16 protein-coding genes are annotated in these 17,753 nt (G+C 70.5%); 8 read left to right on the top strand and 8 right to left on the bottom strand.

All coding sequences use genetic code 11. From position 1 onward, the window contains the following. Positions 1-102: 102 nt before the first annotated feature. Complete coding sequence (locus ACFYPH_RS22755) at positions 103-1,053, bottom strand: malate dehydrogenase (RefSeq protein ID WP_387184386.1); 951 nt, start codon at positions 1,051-1,053, stop codon at positions 103-105. A gap of 128 nt (positions 1,054-1,181) precedes the next feature. Continuing rightward, positions 1,182-2,042 carry a bifunctional methylenetetrahydrofolate dehydrogenase/methenyltetrahydrofolate cyclohydrolase gene (locus ACFYPH_RS22750; RefSeq protein WP_387184383.1) on the bottom strand — a complete coding sequence of 287 codons (861 nt, stop codon included), beginning with the start codon at positions 2,040-2,042 and terminating at the stop codon, positions 1,182-1,184. 448 nt (positions 2,043-2,490) lie between these two features. On the opposite strand from ACFYPH_RS22750, the gene ACFYPH_RS22745 reads away from it, so the two are divergent. The 5 genes from ACFYPH_RS22745 to ACFYPH_RS22725 all read left to right on the top strand — a co-directional run bounded on the left by ACFYPH_RS22745 (position 2,491) and on the right by ACFYPH_RS22725 (position 8,323). Then, positions 2,491-4,092, top strand: coding sequence for an ABC transporter substrate-binding protein (locus tag ACFYPH_RS22745; RefSeq protein ID WP_354855390.1), 1,602 nt, complete (start codon positions 2,491-2,493; stop codon positions 4,090-4,092). Positions 4,093-4,292: 200 nt separating this feature from the next. Continuing rightward, positions 4,293-5,231: an ABC transporter permease gene (locus ACFYPH_RS22740; protein WP_354855389.1), complete on the top strand. Its 939-nt coding sequence runs from the start codon at positions 4,293-4,295 to the stop codon at positions 5,229-5,231. Between the two features lie 72 nt (positions 5,232-5,303). Continuing rightward, entirely contained in the window at positions 5,304-6,260 is a 957-nt protein-coding gene (locus tag ACFYPH_RS22735) for an ABC transporter permease (protein WP_387184379.1), read from the top strand. A gap of 7 nt (positions 6,261-6,267) precedes the next feature. Next, a complete protein-coding gene (locus ACFYPH_RS22730) occupies positions 6,268-7,305 on the top strand; it encodes an ABC transporter ATP-binding protein (protein ID WP_387184376.1) in 1,038 nt (345 codons plus the stop codon). After that, complete coding sequence (locus tag ACFYPH_RS22725) at positions 7,289-8,323, top strand: ABC transporter ATP-binding protein (protein WP_387184373.1); 1,035 nt, start codon at positions 7,289-7,291, stop codon at positions 8,321-8,323. Before ACFYPH_RS22730 ends, ACFYPH_RS22725 begins: the two co-directional genes overlap by 17 nt. Before the next feature lie 90 nt (positions 8,324-8,413). On the opposite strand, the gene purH is transcribed toward ACFYPH_RS22725, so the two are convergent. Then, entirely contained in the window at positions 8,414-9,985 is a 1,572-nt protein-coding gene (purH, locus tag ACFYPH_RS22720; protein WP_363936543.1) for a bifunctional phosphoribosylaminoimidazolecarboxamide formyltransferase/IMP cyclohydrolase, read from the bottom strand. Next, positions 9,982-10,602 carry a phosphoribosylglycinamide formyltransferase gene (gene purN, locus ACFYPH_RS22715; RefSeq protein WP_354855384.1) on the bottom strand — a complete coding sequence of 207 codons (621 nt, stop codon included), beginning with the start codon at positions 10,600-10,602 and terminating at the stop codon, positions 9,982-9,984. The genes purH and purN overlap by 4 nt, the downstream gene beginning before the upstream one ends. A gap of 207 nt (positions 10,603-10,809) precedes the next feature. On the opposite strand from purN, the gene ACFYPH_RS22710 reads away from it, so the two are divergent. Further along, the gene (locus ACFYPH_RS22710) at positions 10,810-11,427 is read left to right on the top strand and encodes a DUF4190 domain-containing protein (protein ID WP_387184369.1); all 618 of its coding nucleotides are present in this window, start codon (positions 10,810-10,812) and stop codon (positions 11,425-11,427) included. Positions 11,428-11,604: 177 nt separating this feature from the next. Here ACFYPH_RS22710 and ACFYPH_RS22705 read toward each other — a convergent pair whose 3' ends face one another. Further along, positions 11,605-12,924 carry a DUF6350 family protein gene (locus tag ACFYPH_RS22705; protein ID WP_363936547.1) on the bottom strand — a complete coding sequence of 440 codons (1,320 nt, stop codon included), beginning with the start codon at positions 12,922-12,924 and terminating at the stop codon, positions 11,605-11,607. Between the two features lie 198 nt (positions 12,925-13,122). Between ACFYPH_RS22705 and ACFYPH_RS22700 the strand changes: the two genes are divergently transcribed. After that, positions 13,123-13,389: a DUF4190 domain-containing protein gene (locus tag ACFYPH_RS22700; RefSeq protein WP_354855381.1), complete on the top strand. Its 267-nt coding sequence runs from the start codon at positions 13,123-13,125 to the stop codon at positions 13,387-13,389. Positions 13,390-13,452: 63 nt separating this feature from the next. Here the strand turns inward: ACFYPH_RS22700 and sucD are convergent, their stop codons facing one another. The 3 genes from sucD to ACFYPH_RS22685 form a co-directional block, all read right to left on the bottom strand. Then, positions 13,453-14,340 (bottom strand): succinate--CoA ligase subunit alpha, encoded by an 888-nt coding sequence (gene sucD / locus ACFYPH_RS22695; protein ID WP_354855380.1) that lies wholly within the window; start codon positions 14,338-14,340, stop codon positions 13,453-13,455. Between the two features lie 2 nt (positions 14,341-14,342). Beyond that, positions 14,343-15,521, bottom strand: a complete 1,179-nt coding sequence (sucC, locus tag ACFYPH_RS22690; RefSeq protein ID WP_354855379.1) for an ADP-forming succinate--CoA ligase subunit beta — start codon at positions 15,519-15,521, stop codon at positions 14,343-14,345. Between the two features lie 430 nt (positions 15,522-15,951). After that, positions 15,952-16,356: a cobalamin B12-binding domain-containing protein gene (locus ACFYPH_RS22685; protein WP_354855378.1), complete on the bottom strand. Its 405-nt coding sequence runs from the start codon at positions 16,354-16,356 to the stop codon at positions 15,952-15,954. 439 nt (positions 16,357-16,795) lie between these two features. Here ACFYPH_RS22685 and ACFYPH_RS22680 point away from each other — a divergent pair, with 439 nt between their 5' ends. After that, positions 16,796-17,503, top strand: a complete 708-nt coding sequence (locus ACFYPH_RS22680; protein ID WP_234590189.1) for a M23 family metallopeptidase — start codon at positions 16,796-16,798, stop codon at positions 17,501-17,503. Positions 17,504-17,753 lie beyond the last annotated feature (250 nt).

Genomic DNA, 17,753 nt, shown 5'->3' with positions numbered 1-17,753 from the left:
GCGTTCACCCCCAGGTTTTCCCCCGGGGGGGGGGGGGGGGGGGGGGGGGGGGGGGGGCCGCGGGGCCCCCCCCCCCCCCCCCTCCTGCGGGTTGGGTACGAACTACATGCTGGAGATGTCGCCCTGCTTGGCGCGGACGGCCTCGGCGGCGGCCAGGAGGCTGGCCAGCTCGTCGGCGTCCAGGTCGGTCTCGACGATCCGACGGACACCCTCGCGGCCGATCTCGGCCTCGACACCCAGGTAGACGCCGGAGATGCCGTACTCGCCGTCGACCCAGGCGCAGACCGGCATGACGTCGCCGGAGTCCTCGGCCACGGCCTTCGCCATCCGCGCCGCGGCGGCGGACGGGGCGTAGTACGCCGAACCGGTCTTGAGCAGCGCGACCACCTCGGCGCCACCGTTGCGGGTCTTGACGACCAGCTCCTCGATCTGCTCGGCCGGCATCGCGTCACGCAGCGGCTTGCCGTTGACGGTGCTCTTGGACGGCACCGGGACCATGGTGTCGCCGTGCGAGCCCAGGGTCAGCGTGCGTACCGACGCCACCGGCACGTTCAGCGCCTCGGCGACGAAGTTGCTGAACCGGGCGGTGTCGAGCATGCCGGCCTGGCCGAGCACCCGGTTCTTGGGGAACTGGGTGGCGAGCTGCGCCAGCGCGGTCATCTCGTCCAGCGGGTTGGAGACGACGATGACGACGGCGCTGGGGGCGTACTTGGCCACGCTCTCGGCGACCTGCCGCACGATCTTGGCGTTGGTCTCCAGCAGGTCCATCCGGCTCATGCCCGGCTTGCGAGGCAGGCCAGCGGTGATGACGACGACGTCGGAGCCCTCGATGGCCTCGTAGCCCTCGCCGTTCGGGCCGGTGGTCACGCCGACGACCTTGGTCTCGAAGCCCTCGATGGCCCGCGACTGGTTGAGGTCGAGCGCGAGGCCCGCGGGCTTGCCCTCCACGATGTCGGTGATCACAACGGTGTCGAAGACGTCGTACTCGGCCAGGCGCTGTGCGGTGGTGGAGCCGTAGAAGCCAGCCCCGACGACAGTGACCTTCTTACCCATGGTCGTCCCACTCCCTGATACCAGTCGGTTTTCCGGACCGTATCAGCCATCCTGGCACTGATCGGGCCAGGGGCGGACAGTTATGACCGGACAGACGCGAACGGCACTCGTGGGACAGCGTCGACGCGTCAGCCGCGCTCGGCGCGCTCCACGACGTTGGTCAGCAGCATGGCGCGGGTCATCGGGCCGACGCCGCCGGGCATCGGAACCAGCGCGCCGGCCGTCTCGGCCACCTCCGGAGCGACGTCGCCGGTGTAGCGGCCCTTGCCGTCCGGGCCGATCACCCGGGTGATGCCGACGTCCACGACGACGGCACCCGGGTTGATCATGTCGGCGGTCAGCAGCCCCGGTACGCCGGCCGCGACGATGACGATGTCGGCGGTCCGGGTGTGCGAGGCGAGGTCGAGGGTGCCGGTGTGGCACAGGGTGACGGTGGCGTTCTCGCTGCGACGGGTGAGCAGCAGGCCGAGCGGACGGCCGACGGTGTTGCCCCGGCCGACGACCGCCACGGTGGCACCGCGCAGCGCCACGTCGTGGCGGCGGAGCAGCTCCACGATGCCGCGCGGGGTGCAGGGCAGCGGACCGTCGTAGCCGAGGACGAGACGACCCAGGTTGACCGGGTGCAGGCCGTCGGCGTCCTTGGCCGGGTCGATGAGCTCCAGCACCCGCTGGGTGTCCAGGTGGGCGGGCAGCGGCAGCTGGACGATGTAGCCGTGGCACGCCGGGTCGGCGTTCAGCTCGGCCAGGACGTCGTCGACCTGCTGCTGGGTGGCGTCGGCCGGCAACTCCCGGCGGATCGAGGCGATGCCCACCTCGGCGCAGTCACGGTGTTTGCCGTTGACGTACGCCTGGCTGCCCGGGTCGGCTCCGACCAGGACCGTGCCGAGCCCGGGGGTGATGCCGCGCTCCGCGAGAGCCTTCACCCGTATCCGCAGCTCGTCCTTGATCTCCGCCGCGGTCGCCTTGCCGTCCAGAAGCGTCGCCGTCACCACCAGATCGTCTCATGTCCGGCACGTGCCGTTCCGGCGACCTCACTCCGGACGGCCGCCGAGGCACCGGCCACACCACCGAAGGTCACGATGAGTTACGTGTTGCTCATCACTCTGGGTGACAATTTGTGGACCTTGTCACCGAGAAAACGGTCGCCGTCTGCGCACGCGGCGGATACCGGACGGACCCGCCGGAGGCGGCCGAATCCCTGCCAGCAGACCCCACGACACTTCGGCCTTGTTGGCGAATGTGCAGCCCAGAGCCGCTTGTCCGGTTTGGGCTAGCACGCACGAGGGAGCCGCGCAAGGAAGACGTCCTCGGACCGTTACGCACCCGCAACCGGGCCGTTGTCGACGGCCGGTATCTCGACCTACCGTTACCGCTTGTTGCGCAGCGTAAACCCAGCGTCGGGCCTGACTGCGCAGCGTGAGGAGATGAGGAGGCTCTATGCGAGTTCGTAGACTCGCCGCCTGGACCGCCCTCCCGCTCGCGGTGACGCTGGGCCTCGCGGCCTGCGGCAGCGGCGGAGACGGTGGATCCGGCGGCAACGGCAGTTCGGCGGTCAGCATTCAGATCGCCGAGCCCCAGCACCTGGTTCCGACCAACACCACCGAGACGTCCGGGTCGCAGGTGCTCGCCGGCCTGTTCAGCCCGCTCGTCGACTACGACGCCCAGAACAAGCCGTACGAGGTCGCCGCGCAGTCGATCACCTCGTCCGACAACACGGTCTGGACGATCAAGCTCAAGGACGGCTACACCTTCCACAACGGCGAGAAGGTCACGTCCGAGGACTACATCAACGCGTGGAACTACGGCGCCTACGCGCCCAACGGCCAGGGTGGCAGCTACTTCTTCGAGAAGATCGCCGGCTACCAGGACCTGCAGGGCGACAAGCCGAAGGCCAAGGAGATGTCCGGCCTGAAGAAGGTCGACGACCTGACCTTCCAGGTGACGCTCAGCGCTCCGTACATCGATTTCAAGACGATGCTCGGATACAACGCGTTCTACCCGCTGCCGGACGCCGCGTTCTCGGCTCCGGGCGTGCTCAAGGACTCTTACGAGCAGGCACCGATCGGTCAGGGCCCGTTCAAGATGAAGGGCACCTGGCAGCACGACAGCAAGATCGACGTCGAGCGGTACGACGCCTACCCGGGTGAGAAGCCCAAGGTGCAGGACGTCGAGTTCCGGGTCTACCAGCAGCTCACCGCGGCCTACGCGGACGTGCTGGGCGACAACCTGGACGTGCTCCCGACGATCCCGACCGAGAGCCTCGGCAACGCGCCGACCGACCTGGGCGACCGGTACCAGACCAGCCCGATGTCGTCGTTCCAGTTCCTGGCCTTCCCGACGTTCGACAAGAACTTCAGCAACCCGGACGTGCGCAAGGCCATCTCGATGGCGATCGACCGTGACGAGATCACCAAGTCGGTCTTCAAGGGCTCGCAGACGCCGGCGCGCTCCTTCGTCTCGCCGGTCCTGCCGGGCTACCGGGAGAACACCACCGGCGCGTCGGGTGAGTTCAACCCGACCGAGGCCAAGAAGCTCTACCAGGCCGCCGGCGGACCGTCGAAGATCGTCATCTCCTACAACGGCGACGGCGGTCACAAGGACTGGGTCGACGCGACCGCCAACCAGCTGAAGGCCAACCTGGGCGTGGACGTTGTCGGCTCGGCCGAGCCGAAGTTCGCCGACCTGCTCACCAAGGTCGAGAAGAAGCAGCCGGTTGGCATGTTCCGGCTGGGCTGGGTCATGGACTACCCCTCCATGGAGGACTACCTCGGCCCGCTGTACAGCACCAACGGCTCGTCGAACTACTACGGCTACAGCAACCCGGAGTTCGACAAGCTCGTCAAGGAGGGTTCCGCCGCCAAGACGCAGGACGAGGCGATCGCCAAGTACCAGCAGGCGGAGGACATCCTGGCCAAGGACATGCCGGTGATCCCGCTCCGCTTCGGCGAGAACGTGTACGGCACCTCGTCCAAGGTCAAGAACGTGCAGATGGACCTGTTCCAGCGGGTCAACCTCATCAAGATCGAAGCGGCCAGCTGAGCTGACCAACGGATTCGGGCCACCCGGGCGACGACGCCCGGGTGGCCCGGACCGCGCTGTACCGGCCGGGCCGCTCGCGTGGGCCCGCAGTCGGTGGCGCCGGCCTCCCCCGGGCCGGACGGCACGTCTCGGATATTTCGGGTACGACCAGAGATGCCGTCCTGCGACCCTTTCGCATATTTCCGGAGAGACTGCTAAGCATGTTCCGCTACATCTTGCGGCGCCTACTGCAGATGGTCCTGGCGTTCTTCGGGACCACCCTGATCGTCTACGCGCTGATGTTCGCCGGCCAGGGCGACCCCATCCAGGCCCTCGCGGGCGAACGCCCGGTGACGCCGGCCCAACGGGCCTACCTGACGGAGAAGTACCACCTCGACGCGACAGGCGTGGGCGGCTTCTTCTACCGCTACTTCGACTACGTCAAGAACCTGCTCCAGGGTGACCTCGGCCAGTCCCTGACCGGCCGCCAGATCGGCGACATCCTGCAGGCGGCCTGGCCGGTCACCCTCAAGCTCGCGCTCATCGCGCTCGCCGTGGCGATCATCTTCGGAGTCAGCGCCGGCGTGGTCGCCGGCATCCGCCGGGCCAGCATCTTCGACAACTCGACGCTGGTGCTGACCCTGCTCGTGCTGGGCATCCCGACCATCGTGCTGGCGCCGCTCGCCCAGTACTTCCTGGGCGTCAAGTGGCAGCTCTTCCCGCCCACCGCCGGCTCCCAGCCGACGTTCTACGCGCTGCTGCTGCCGGGCATCGTGCTCGGCTCGCTGTCGCTGGCCACCGCGCTGCGGCTGACCCGTACCTCGGTGGCCGAGAACCTGCGCGCCGACTACGTCCGGACCGCGCGGTCCAAGGGCCTGGTCAAGCGCCGCATCGTCACCGTCCACGTGCTGCGCAACTCGCTCATCCCGGTGGTCACCTTCCTCGGTGTGGAGCTGGGCAACCTGATGAGCGGCGCGATCATCACCGAGGGCGTCTTCAACATCCCCGGCGTGGGCTTCAACCTCTTCCGCGGCATCCGCACCGAGGACGGCCCCCTGGTGGTGGGCATCGTCAGCGTGCTCGTCGTGGTCTACCTGGTCTCGAACCTGGTGGTGGACGTCCTGTACGCCGTACTCGACCCGAGGATCCGCTATGAGTGAGCGCAGCGAACGAATCATCAGCGCAGCGTGCTTGGGCTCTCATGCCGGCACCGAGCGCAGCGAGGTGCCGGCATGAGTGACTTTGAAACTGTGGCGGCCAGCGAGAACCAGGCCGCACGGCGGGGCCCCTCGGGCGAGCCGGGCACACCGAACCAGGTCGGCGCGCCGCACAAGCCGCGCAGCCTGGCCGGCGACGCCTGGCGTGACCTGCGCCGCAACCCGATCTTCTGGATCTCGCTGACACTGGTCGTCATCTTCACCCTGATGGCGCTGGCCCCCGGCGTGTTCACCGCCAACAGCCCGAACGACTGCCTGCTGTCCCGACAGCACGCCGGGCCGTCCGGCGGGGCCATCTTCGGGTACGACTTCCAGGGCTGCGACACGTACTCCCGGGCCGTCTACGGCACGCGGGCCTCGCTGCTGGTCGGCGCGCTCGCCGCGCTCGGCACCGGCATCATCGCGCTGGTCATCGGCATGCTGGCCGGGTACTTCGGTCGCTGGGTCGACGCCGTGCTCTCCCGGGTGATCGACGTGGTGCTCGGCATCCCGCTGCTGCTGGCCGCGATCGTGCTGCTCAAGCGCGTCTCCACCGCCAGCGACAACGCGCGGATCGCCGCGGTGATCTTCGTGCTGGCCATCCTGGGCTGGACCACCGCCGCCCGGGTGGTGCGCTCCTCGGTGATCACCGCCAAGGAGCAGGACTACGTGGCGGCGGCCCGGATGCTCGGCGCCGGCAACGGCCGGATCATGTGGCGGCACATCCTGCCGAACTCACTGGCCCCGGCCATCGTCGTGCTGACCATCGCGCTCGGCTCGTTCATCGCCGCCGAGGCGACGCTTTCCTTCCTGGGCATCGGCCTCAAGGCGCCGACCATCTCGTGGGGCCAGGACATCGACACCGGCCGTATCCACATGCGGGAGGCGGCGACGCCGCTGATCGTCCCGTCGGCCTTCCTCGCGCTGACCGTGCTGGCGTTCATCATGCTCGGCGACGCGATCCGTGACGCCTTCGACCCGAAGTTGCGGTGACTCTCTGATGACCCACTCCACCGTCGAACCCACCCCCGCCTCCCCCACCCCTGAGGGCGGCCACCTGCTGGAACTGCGGGACCTGCACGTCGAGTTCCGGACCAACGAGGGCGTGGCCCGGGTGATCAACGGCGTGTCGTACCACCTGGACGCCGGGGAGACCCTGGCGGTGCTCGGCGAATCCGGCTCGGGCAAGTCGGTCACCGCCCAGGCGATCATGGGCATCCTGGACACGCCGCCCGCGTTCGTCCGCTCCGGCCAGATCCTCTACCGGGGTCAGGACCTGCTCACGGCGTCCGAGGAGCAGCGCCGGCAGGTCCGCGGCAAGGAGATCGCGATGATCTTCCAGGACGCGCTCTCCGCGCTGAACCCGGTCTTCCCGGTCGGCTGGCAGATCGGCGAGACGCTGCGCCAGCGCGCCGGCATGTCCCGGGGCGACGCCCGCCGCCGGGCCGTCGAGCTGATGGACCTGGTCAAGATCCCCGGTGCCGCCAAGCGGATCGGCGACTACCCGCACCAGTTCTCCGGCGGCATGCGGCAACGCGTCATGATCGCCATGGCGCTGGCGCTGGACCCGAAGGTGCTGATCGCCGACGAGCCCACCACCGCGCTCGACGTCACGGTGCAGGCCCAGATCATGGACCTGCTGGCCGACCTGCGCCGGGACCTCAACATGGCGATGATCCTGATCACCCACGACCTGGGTGTGGTCGCCGGCGTCGCGGACCGGATCGCGGTCATGTACGCGGGTCGGATCGTCGAGCACGCCGACGTCCGCTCGCTCTACAAGGCGCCGGCCCACCCGTACACCAAGGGGTTGTTGGAGTCGATCCCGCGGATGGACGTCCGCAGCCAGGAACTGTCGACGATCAAGGGGTTGCCGCCGAACCTGATGCGCATCCCCTCCGGCTGCCCGTTCCACCCCCGGTGCCCGTACGTGCAGCAGGTCTGCGTGGACGTGGTGCCGCACGACCTGGTCCTCGGCGACGGCCGGACCAGCGCTTGCCACTTCGCGCAGGAGGTTCGTGATGACAGCGCCCGCTAGCTCCACCAAGGTCCGGGGCGAGACCATCCTCTCCGTCGACAACCTGGTGAAGCACTTCCCGATCAGTCAGGGTGTGCTGTTCCAGCGGCAGATCGGCGCCGTCAAGGCCGTCGACGGCGTGAGCTTCGAGCTGCGCCGGGGCGAGACGCTGGGCGTGGTCGGCGAGTCCGGCTGCGGCAAGTCCACCCTCGCCCGGCTGCTGATGCGGCTGGAGACGCCCACCTCGGGCCGGGCCACCCTGGAGGGCAGGGACCTGTTCAAGGCCTCCGGGGGCGAGCTGCGCCGGCTGCGCCGCAACATGCAGATGGTCATGCAGGACCCGTACACCTCGCTGAACCCGCGGATGACGGTCGGCGACATCATCGGTGAGCCGTTCGAGATCCACCGGGACGCCGCACCGAAGGGCAGCAAGGCCAAGCGGGTGCAGGAGTTGCTGGACCTGGTCGGGCTCAACCCGGAGTACATCAACCGGTACCCGCACCAGTTCTCCGGCGGTCAGCGCCAGCGCATCGGCATCGCCCGGGCGCTCGCCCTGCGGCCCGAGATCATCGTCTGCGACGAGCCGGTGTCGGCGCTGGACGTGTCCATCCAGGCCCAGGTGATCAACCTGCTGGAGCAGCTCCAGGACGAGCTCGGGCTCTCCTACATCTTCATCGCGCACGACCTGTCCGTGGTCCGGCACATCGCCGACCGGGTGGCCGTGATGTACCTCGGCCGGATCGTCGAGATCGGCACCGAGGACGAGATCTACGAGCGTGCCACCCACCCGTACACCCAGGCGCTGCTCTCGGCCGTGCCGGTGCCGGACCCGGAGGTACGCGATCAGCGCAACATGATCCGGCTGGTCGGCGACGTGCCCAGCCCGGCCGACCCGCCGAGCGGCTGCCACTTCCGCACCCGCTGCTGGAAGGCCCAGGACATCTGCGCCACCCAGGATCCCCAGGCGGTGCCGAGAGCGGCAGACCCGCACCCCTCGGCCTGCCACTTCGCCGAACTCCGCCCGGTCACGCCAGCCTGACCCCAAAGGGGCAGTTGATCATGAAGTTATTGCCCTGCACATCGGCGTGTCAGGGCAATAACTTCATGATCGACGGGGTGCAGACGAGGGTCAGTGGAAGAAGTGGCGGGTTCCCGTCAGGTACATCGTTACGTTGGCCTTTTTGGCCGCTGCGATGACCTCTTCGTCGCGGATCGAGCCGCCGGGCTGGACGATGGCGCGGACGCCGGCGTCGAGAAGGATCTGCGGGCCGTCGGCGAACGGGAAGAACGCGTCCGATGCGGCGACCGATCCCCGGGCGCGGTCGGCGCCGGCCCGGTCGACCGCCAACCGCGCGGAGTCGACCCGGTTGACCTGACCCATGCCGACCCCGACGGTGGCGCCGTCCTTGGCGAGCAGGATCGCGTTGCTCTTCACCGCGCGCACCGCCCGCCAGGCGAACGCGAGGTCCCGCAACAACTCCTCGTCCGCGGCCTCGCCGGTCGCCAACTGCCAGTTCGCCGGGTCGTCACCGGGAGCGTCCACCCGGTCGGCGACCTGGGTCAGCACGCCACCGGTCACCGGCCGCCACTCGACCTTCGCCGGGCTCCAGGCCGGCGCCCGCAGCAGCCGGATGTTCTTCTTGCCCTGCAACACCTCGACCGCGCCCTCGTCGAAGCCGGGGGCGACCACCACCTCGGTGAAGATCTCGGCGACCTGCCGGGCCAGCTCGACCGAGACCGGCCGGTTGACCGCGATCACGCCGCCGAACGCCGACACCGGGTCACAGGCGTGCGCCCGGCGGTGCGCCTCGGCCACGTCCGCGCCCACGGCGATGCCGCACGGGTTGGCGTGCTTGATGATCGCAACCGCCGGCTGGTCGGCGAAGTCGTTGGCGGCCCGCCAGGCGGCGTCGGCGTCGACGTAGTTGTTGTACGACATCTCCTTGCCGTGCAGCTGCTCGGCCTGGGCCAGCCCCGCCGGGGCGTCCGGGTCGATGTAGAGCGCGGCGGGCTGGTGCGGGTTCTCCCCGTAGCGCAGCACTGTCGACTTGCGCAGCGCGGACCCGGCGAACGTCGGCCACGAGTCGTCAGCCGGGGCCAGCTCCTGGGCACACCACTGGGCCACCGCGACGTCGTACTCGGCGATGTCGGCGAACGCGCGGGCGGCCAGCGCGCGGCGCTGGGCCAGCGTGAAGCCACCCTCGTCGAGCGCGCCGAGCAGCGCCGGATAACCGGCCGGGTCGGTGAGGACCGCTACCGAGGCGTGGTTCTTGGCGGCGGCCCGCACCATGGCCGGGCCACCGATGTCGATCTGCTCCACGCACTCCTCGACGCCGGCGCCGGAGGCGACGGTCGCCTGGAACGGATAGAGGTTAGAGACCAGCAGGTCGAACGCGGCCACCCCCAGCTCGTCGAGCTGGGCGACGTGCGTGTCCTTGCGCAGGTCGGCGAGGAGACCGGCGTGCACCTTCGGGTGCAGGGTCTTCACCCGGCCGTCGAGCACCTCGGGGAACCCGGTCACCGTCTCCACCGGCGTCACCGGCACCCCGGCGGCGGCGATGGTGCCCGCCGTGCTGCCGGTGGACACGATCTGGACACCGGCCGCGTGCAGGGCCTGGGCCAGCTCGACCAATCCGGTCTTGTCGTAGACGCTGACCAGCGCCCGCCGAATCGGGCGACGTCCGTCCTGAGTGGGACTCACGGAACCGTGACCTTCCTTCCGGTGATGGTCCAGCCTTCGCGGACCAGGCGGCCGACCTGCTCGACGAGCTGGCGCCGTTCGGCTTCCTTGATGCGCTCGGTGAGCGCGTCCACGTCGTCGTCGTCGAGCACCGGCACCGCGACCTGCGCCACGATCGGCCCGGTGTCCATGCCGGCGTCGACGAAGAAGAGCGTGGCCCCGGTGAGCTTCACGCCGTAGGCGAGGGCGTCGCGCGGGCCGTGGATGCCGGGGAACGCCGGCAGCAGGGTGTTGTGGGTGTTCAGGTAGCGGTCGCCGAAGGCGGCGAGGAAGTGCGGGCCGACCAGCTTGAGGAAGCCGGCGGAGATGACCAGGTCGGGCTGGTGCTTGGCGACGTGCGCGGTGAGCGCGCGGTCCCAGTCCTCCCGGCTGTCATGGTCGCGGACCCGCTCGACGAAGGTCGGCACCCCCGCGGCCTCGGCCCGGTCCAGGCCCGCGATGCCGTCGCGGTCCGCGCCGACCGCGACGACCTGTGCGCCGTACGCGGGGTCGGCGGCGGCGTCCAGCAGGGCCTGCAGGTTGCTCCCGGAGCCGGAGATGAGGACGACGATGCGGGCGGCGGACGCGGGCTCGGTCACCGGGCCACCCTATCGGGCAGGTCAGGACGCCCCTCGGTTGGGCGGTTCGCCGATCTGTGACAGTGACCGACGGGCGGACTGAATAGTTATCGGGGGTAATGCGCGGTATGTCGTCGCGCTGCTGTGCTGTGCCTGAGGTGGTCTGACCGCGATCATGGATGGGAACAACAGCAGCAACTGACGGAACCAGTCCAAGGAGCTTCTCGAATGCAGCCCGGCAACCCCGGTCAGGACCCGTACGGCCAGCAGCCCAACCAGGACCCGACCGCCCCCCAGCCGCCGCACGACCCGTACGCCCCGCCGCCGGCCGCCCCGTACGGCCAGCAGCCCACCTCGGGTCAGCCCTACGGCCAGCCCACCTCGGGCCAGCCCTACGGCCAGCCCACCTCGGGCCAGCCGTACGGCCAGCCGCCGGCGGCTCCCTACGGCCAGCAGCCCGGTGCCCCGTACGGCCAGCAGCCGCAGGACCCGTACGGCGCACCGCAGGCCCCGTACGGCCAGCAGCAGCCCTACGGTGGCACCCCGACGTACCCGAACGCCGGCTACCCGCAGCAGCAGGGCCAGAACAACACCCTGGGCCTGGTGTCGATGATCCTCGGCATCGCGTCGATCCCGCTGATCTGCTGCCTCTACCTGGGCATCCCGGTGGGTATCGCGGGCGTGGTGACCGGTTACCTCGCGAAGCAGAAGGTCGCCCAGGGCCAGGCCAGCAACGCCGGCCAGGCCAAGGCTGGCCTGATCTGCGGCGCGGTCGGCGTCGGCCTGGGCATCCTGCTGCTCATCATCAGCATCGTGGCGAACGTCAACCTGCCGACCGAGCCCTGAGAAGACCCTGCTCCCGACGGGGCGCTCCGGATCCGTCCGGGGCGCCCCGCGTCGTCTCCGCGCCACGTTGGCCGCGCCACGTTGGCCGTACCGCCGTTGGCCGCGCCGCCGTCGGCCGCGCCGCCGTCGGCCGTGCCCAGCCTCGGTCGAGCCACCGTCGGCCGCGCAGCCGGACGGTCAGACTCCGGGGCGCACCGGCGGTGTCTGAGCGGCGCGCGGGCTCCGGGCGAGCACCCGGGTGGCGGCGGCGCCGAGCAGCGCGCCGACCGCGACGACACCGGCCGCCACCGCGCCTACCTGCCAGGCCACCGGCCCGAGCTGTGCCAGCCGTCCCGCGCCGAGCGGCCCACCGGAGGCCGCGGCGGCGACGCCGAGCAGCACGCCGGCCACCGGCCCGGCCAGCGCCGCCGGCGCCAACAGCTCCGCCCAGCGCCGCGGCGGCCGCTCCGACCCGGCGGACCGGGCCAGCCGGCGGGCGAGCAACCAGCCGGCGACCATCCCGGCCAGCACCGGAACCGCGAGCAGCAGGGCGCCGAGGCCGTCCACCGGGCCGCGCGGCAGGCCAGCGAGCAACGGTACGGCCGGCAGCGCGCCGACCGACACCTCACTGGTACGCACGGCCGTGTCGACGCCCACCGCGAAGCCCGGCCCGAGCAGATAGCTGGTCGACCAGACCGCGGCGTTCGGCGCGTACGCCATGCTGACCAGGGTGATCCCGGCCTGCCCGGCCACTCCGGTCCGGTACGCGCCGATCATGTCCGCGGCGTCACCGCCGCCCATGGCCACGGCCAGGCCGGCCGCGCCGGCGCCCGCCCCGAGCAGGAGGAGCGCGGCCACCAGCCCAGCGCGTACGCCGTCGCGCAGCGGGCCGGGTATCCGGGTGACGAGCAGCCGGGTCACTGCGGTGATCCGGATCGCACCGACCAGCGCGCCGAGCGTGCCGACCACCGCGAACGTGGCCGCCGCCCGCACCACGGACACCTGCGGCCCGCCCGCGCCGATCAGCACCGCGGCGAGCGCGCCGAGCAGCGCGTACGCCAGACCGACCGCTGCGGCGGCGATCAGCGCGCGACGCGGTGAGCGGGTGTCGCGGGCGCCGATCGCGCGGCTCACGTGCACGCCGGCCCGGGTCAGTCGCCAGAGCGCGAGCACGGTGAGCGCCAGCGGGGCGAGCCCGAACGGGCCCGCCTCGGTGTGCAGCGGCACCCCGTGCCCCACCAGCCAACCGGCGAGCGCGGTGCGCAGGGTGCCGCCCAGCGTGGTGGAATCCGCGCCGAGCTGGACCAGGCCGAGCACGATGGCGACCGGCAGGTACGAGGTGAGAGCCGCCCCGGCCGCGGCCACCCCGGCGGCGACGGCCAGCGGCGCACGCCCACGCGGCGACCCACCGGCGCGCGGCGCGGGAACCCGCCGACGCGGCGCGGCGCGGTCGACCGGCCGGTCGTCGGCGCGTACGCCGCCGGCACGGCTGGGTGGGTCAGGGGTGACGGGGGACATCCGCTCTACTCTGGCACGTCGCGCGGGCGGGGGCAGTCCGTTAACCCGCCCCGGAGGGCGGCGAGTTGGGCGAACCGGAGTCGGAGCCGTCCCGTCGGGTCTAGCGTCGGGCCAGAGGGGGTGGCCGTCGTCGCCAACCGGGTCTCGTTCGCCGGTCGCGGCCCGGGGTCCGCCGCCCACGACCGCCCGGAGGTAGCCGTGACGACCGCATACCCGCCGCCCCCACCACCGCCGGCCCGGGGACGCGACCGCACCACACTCTGGGGCGTGCTGGGCATCGTCCTCGGCCTGATCTGTTGCGGCATCCTCGGCATCATCTTCGGCTACCTGTCACTGCGCGACGCGCGGCGCAACGGCCAGTCGCCGGTTCTCGGCTACCTCGCCATCGCGTTCGGCGTGATCAACATCATCGGCGGCGCGATCCTGCGCCTCACCGGCAACTACCCGTTCTGGAACAACGACTGATCCGGCGGTACGACGAAGGGGCCGACCAGTTCCGGTCGACCCCTTCGGTGTTGCCGTGCCGGCTCAGCTGCCGGACATGATCTCCCGCATCAGCTTCGCGGTCTCGGTCGGCGTCTTGCCGACCTTGACGCCGACGGCTTCGAGCGCCGCCTGCTTCGCCTCGGCGGTGCCGGCCGAGCCGGAGATGATCGCCCCGGCGTGACCCATGGTCTTGCCGGGGGGCGCGGTGAAGCCGGCGATGTAGCCGACCACCGGCTTGGTGACGTTGCCCTTGATGAACTCGGCGGCCCGCTCCTCGGCGTCGCCACCGATCTCACCGATCATCACGATGGCGTCGGTCTCCGGGTCGGCCTCGAACGCCTTGAGGGCGTCGATGTGCGTGGTGCCGATGATCGGGTCGCCACCGATGCCGACGCAGGTGGAGAAGCCGATGTCGCGCAGCTCGTACATCATCTGGTAGGTCAGCGTGCCGCTCTTGCTGACCAGGCCGATCCGGCCGGAGCCGGTGATGTCGGCCGGGATGATGCCGGCGTTGGAGGCGCCCGGGGAGGCGATGCCGGGGCAGTTCGGCCCGATGATCCGGGTCCGCTCGCCCTGCGCGAGGTTGTACGCCCAGAACGCGGCGGTGTCGTGCACCGGCACGCCCTCGGTGATCACCACGGCCAGCGGGATCGCGGCGTCGATCGCCTCGACCACGGCGGCCTTGGTGAACTGCGGCGGCACGAAGATGACCGAGACGTCGGCCCCGGTCTCGGCCATGGCGTCCGCCACGGACGCGAAGACCGGCAGCTCGGTGCCGTCGAAGTCGACTTTCTGGCCCGCCTTGCGCGGGTTGACGCCGCCCACCACGTTGGTGCCGGCGGCGAGCATCCGCCGGGTGTGCTTGGAGCCCTCGGAGCCGGTCATCCCCTGAACGATGACCTTCGAGTCCTTGGTCAGCCAGATAGCCATGATCAGACCCCCGCAGCTGCCAGCTCGGCGGCCCGCTCGGCCGCGCCGTCCATGGTGTCCACCCGCTGTACCAGCGGGTTGTTCGCGCCGTCCAGGATCGCCCGGCCGGCCTCGGCGTTGTTGCCGTCGAGCCGGACGACGAGCGGCTTGGTGACCTTCTCGCCGCGCTGCTCCAGCAGGGCGAGCGCCTGGATGATGCCGTTGGCGACCTCGTCGCAGGCGGTGATGCCGCCGAAGACGTTGACGAAGACGCTCTTCACGGCCGGGTCGGAGAGCACGATCTCCAGCCCGTTCGCCATCACGGCGGCACTCGCGCCGCCGCCGATGTCGAGGAAGTTGGCCGGCTTGACGTTGCCGTGCCGCTCACCCGCGTACGCGACGACGTCGAGGGTCGACATGACCAGACCCGCGCCGTTGCCGATGATGCCGACCTCGCCGTCGAGCTTGACGTAGTTGAGGTCCTTGGCCTTGGCGGCCTGCTCCAGCGGGTCCACGGCGGCCTGGTCGACCAGGGCCTCGTGGTCCGGGTGCCGGAACGCGGCGTTCTCGTCCAGGGTGATCTTCGCGTCGAGCAGCAGCAGCCGCCCGTCGCCGTTCTTCGCGAGGGGGTTCACCTCGACCAGGGTGGCGTCCTCGGCGACGAACGCCTGCCACAGGCCGACGGCCACCTCGACGACCTGGTCGGCGACCTCGGCCGGGAAGCCGGCGGCGGTGACGATCTCCCGCGCCTTGGCCTCGTCGACGCCGGTGTTCGCGTCGATCGGCGCCTTCACCACGCGGTCGGGGGTCTCGGCGGCGACCTGCTCGATGTCCATACCGCCGGCGACGCTGGCGATGCAGAGGAAGGTGCGGTTCGCCCGGTCGAGCAGGTACGAGAAGTAGTACTCCTCGGCCACGTCCGCCGTCACCGTGATCATGACCTTGTGGACGGTGTGGCCCTTGATGTCCATGCCGAGGATGTCGGTGGCGCGGGCCACCGTCTCCTCGGCGCCTTCGGCCAGCTTGACGCCGCCGGCCTTACCTCGGCCGCCGACCTTCACCTGCGCCTTGACGACCACGCGACCGCCGAGGCGTTCGGCGATCGCACGGGCCTCTTCCGGGGTAGTGGCGACGCCGCCGGCCAGCACGGGCAAGCCGTGCCGCTCGAACAGGTCCCGCCCCTGGTACTCGTACAGGTCCACGATTGCGCGTCCCGTCCCGTCTCCGCGGCGCGCCGTCGCGCCGCCACCAGCGTTCAGAAAACAGTTTGACGCCTGTCATCAGTTGAAACAGGCCATTGGCGGCAGCCTAGCGAGGTGGGCACCGCCGGCAACCGAGCGGGTGCACGGTGTGCGGTAATGCACAACCCCCGTGCCGAGTGGGGCTGATTCCGGCCGCGCCGTGGGCGGCGTCAATCGTCCGGACGATGTTGCCGGGGGTCCGTAACCCGCCCGTCGGGGCGTCGTTGAGTCAGGTGTCGGCGCGCTGATCAGCGCAAAGACGGGATACGGCCGATGCCCTGTCGGTCGAGGGGTGGCGGCGGGGCATCGTGCATAGAGGGGCCGGACGTGTGAGGGGTGCGTCCGGCCCCTCCCCCGTGCCCAGATCCGGTCGCCTCAGCGGACCGGCGCCTCAGGCGACCGGCTGCGCGACGTTCTGCCGGACCCACTCGACGATCGCCTGCGTGGTGGCGCCCGGCGTGAAGATCTTCGCGACGCCCAGCTTCTCCAGCTCGGGGATGTCGCCGTTGGGAATGATGCCGCCACCGAACACGACGATGTCCCGGGCGTCACGCTCGGCCAGCAGATCCAGCACCCGACGGAAGAGCGTCATGTGCGCGCCGGAGAGTACGGAGAGACCGACGGCGTCGGCGTCCTCCTGGATGGCCGTCTCCACGATCTGCTCGGGCGTCTGGTGCAGGCCGGTGTAGACGACCTCCATCCCCGCGTCGCGCAGGGCGCGTGCGACGACCTTCGCGCCACGGTCGTGGCCGTCCAGACCTGGCTTCGCGACGACGACCCGAATACGAGAGCTCATCAGCGCACACCTTTCACCGGCTTCACGGCCTTCACCTGAACGAACGGTAACCCGCCCGGCCGGGGCCGGGAAATCCGGGCCGGAAACACGTACGACATTCCGCCGCGCCCAGGCACGGCCTCCGGCACTGTCGATCGAGGCCGTCTTACCCGGGCCCCGGCGTCAAGCCGGACGACTCCGCCGGATCGGTCACGCTCGGCGACGAACGGGTGGTTACGGGGGCACCGTTCGACGGCGCGATGCATGACAATCTCGGACGCAAACGGACAGATCGACACGCCAATTTGGCGCTCTGGCTTGTGAGTCGCCTGGTGGTTGGTTAACGTGTCCACGGTTGTCATCAGGTCCATGGACGGGTGACGACGCGGTCGGCAGACGTTCACCGGAGCTTCACGGACGTCCACCGGCCGCCTCGGAACCCCGACAACGGAGGGTGTGCGTGCGCCAGCGCCTGTCGTCTGAGCCCGATCGATATCGCGGTCGCCGCCGCGTACCCACCCCCCCACGTAGCCGTTACGCGGCCGTCGTCACCACCGCCTTCGTCGGCGCGGGCATCGTCGCGCTGGGCGCGTCGGCCCTGCCCGACGCCAAGGACGTCAGCCCGACCGTGCTCGACGAGCTCAAGCAGGCGTCGATCACCAGTCAGGACGTCGCGGCCCGTGCGGACAACGCCGAGCGCGCCTCCCGGGACAGCCGCACGAAGGAAGCGGCCGAGCCCGAGGTCTGGATGCTGCCGCTGCAGGGCTACGACTTCAACTCCCCGTACGGGATGCGGTGGGGCAAGCTGCACACCGGCGTCGACCTGGTCGTCCCCGAGGGCACGCCGTACGTGGCGGTCCACGACGGGCTGGTCACCAAGGCCGGCTGGTTCGGCGGCTACGGCTACGCGGTGATCGTCCAGCACGCCGACGGCAGCGAGGCGATCTACGGTCACTCCTCCGCGCTCAGCGTCAAGGAGGGCCAGCAGGTCAAGGCGGGCGACCAGCTTGGCCTGGTGGGCCAGACCGGCCACGCCTACGGCACCCACCTGCACCTTGAGCTTCATGTCAAGGGCGCGCCGATCGACCCCGTTCCGTACCTGCAGGAGCGCGGAGTGGACATCAAGCTGCAAGTCGAGGCAATCTACAGCGAGGTAGCGGGTTCCTGACGCTGCGTGCCGCCCGTTGACCGCCCGGATCTGTCGATCCGGGCGGTTTTTCCTGCCCGGCCTGCGGCTGATGTCTGCTGGATCACAGCATGGACTGTGACCGACCGCACGGCGCAGCATGATCACTTTTCCGGACGGAGCGCTTCAGATCGGCGCATACCAGGTCAGCCGGCCTGCCGCCCCCGGTTCGGACGCCCGGTCCCGGACGGTCGTCCAGCTCGGCCCGACACCAGTATTTCGAGGTCAAGTG

It is taken from the genome of Micromonospora sp. NPDC005252 (assembly GCF_042872475.1).
Taxonomy (GTDB): Bacteria; Actinomycetota; Actinomycetes; order Mycobacteriales; family Micromonosporaceae; genus Micromonospora.
Note: the sequence above shows the minus strand (reverse complement) of the source record. Positions and strands in the feature narration are given on the sequence as shown.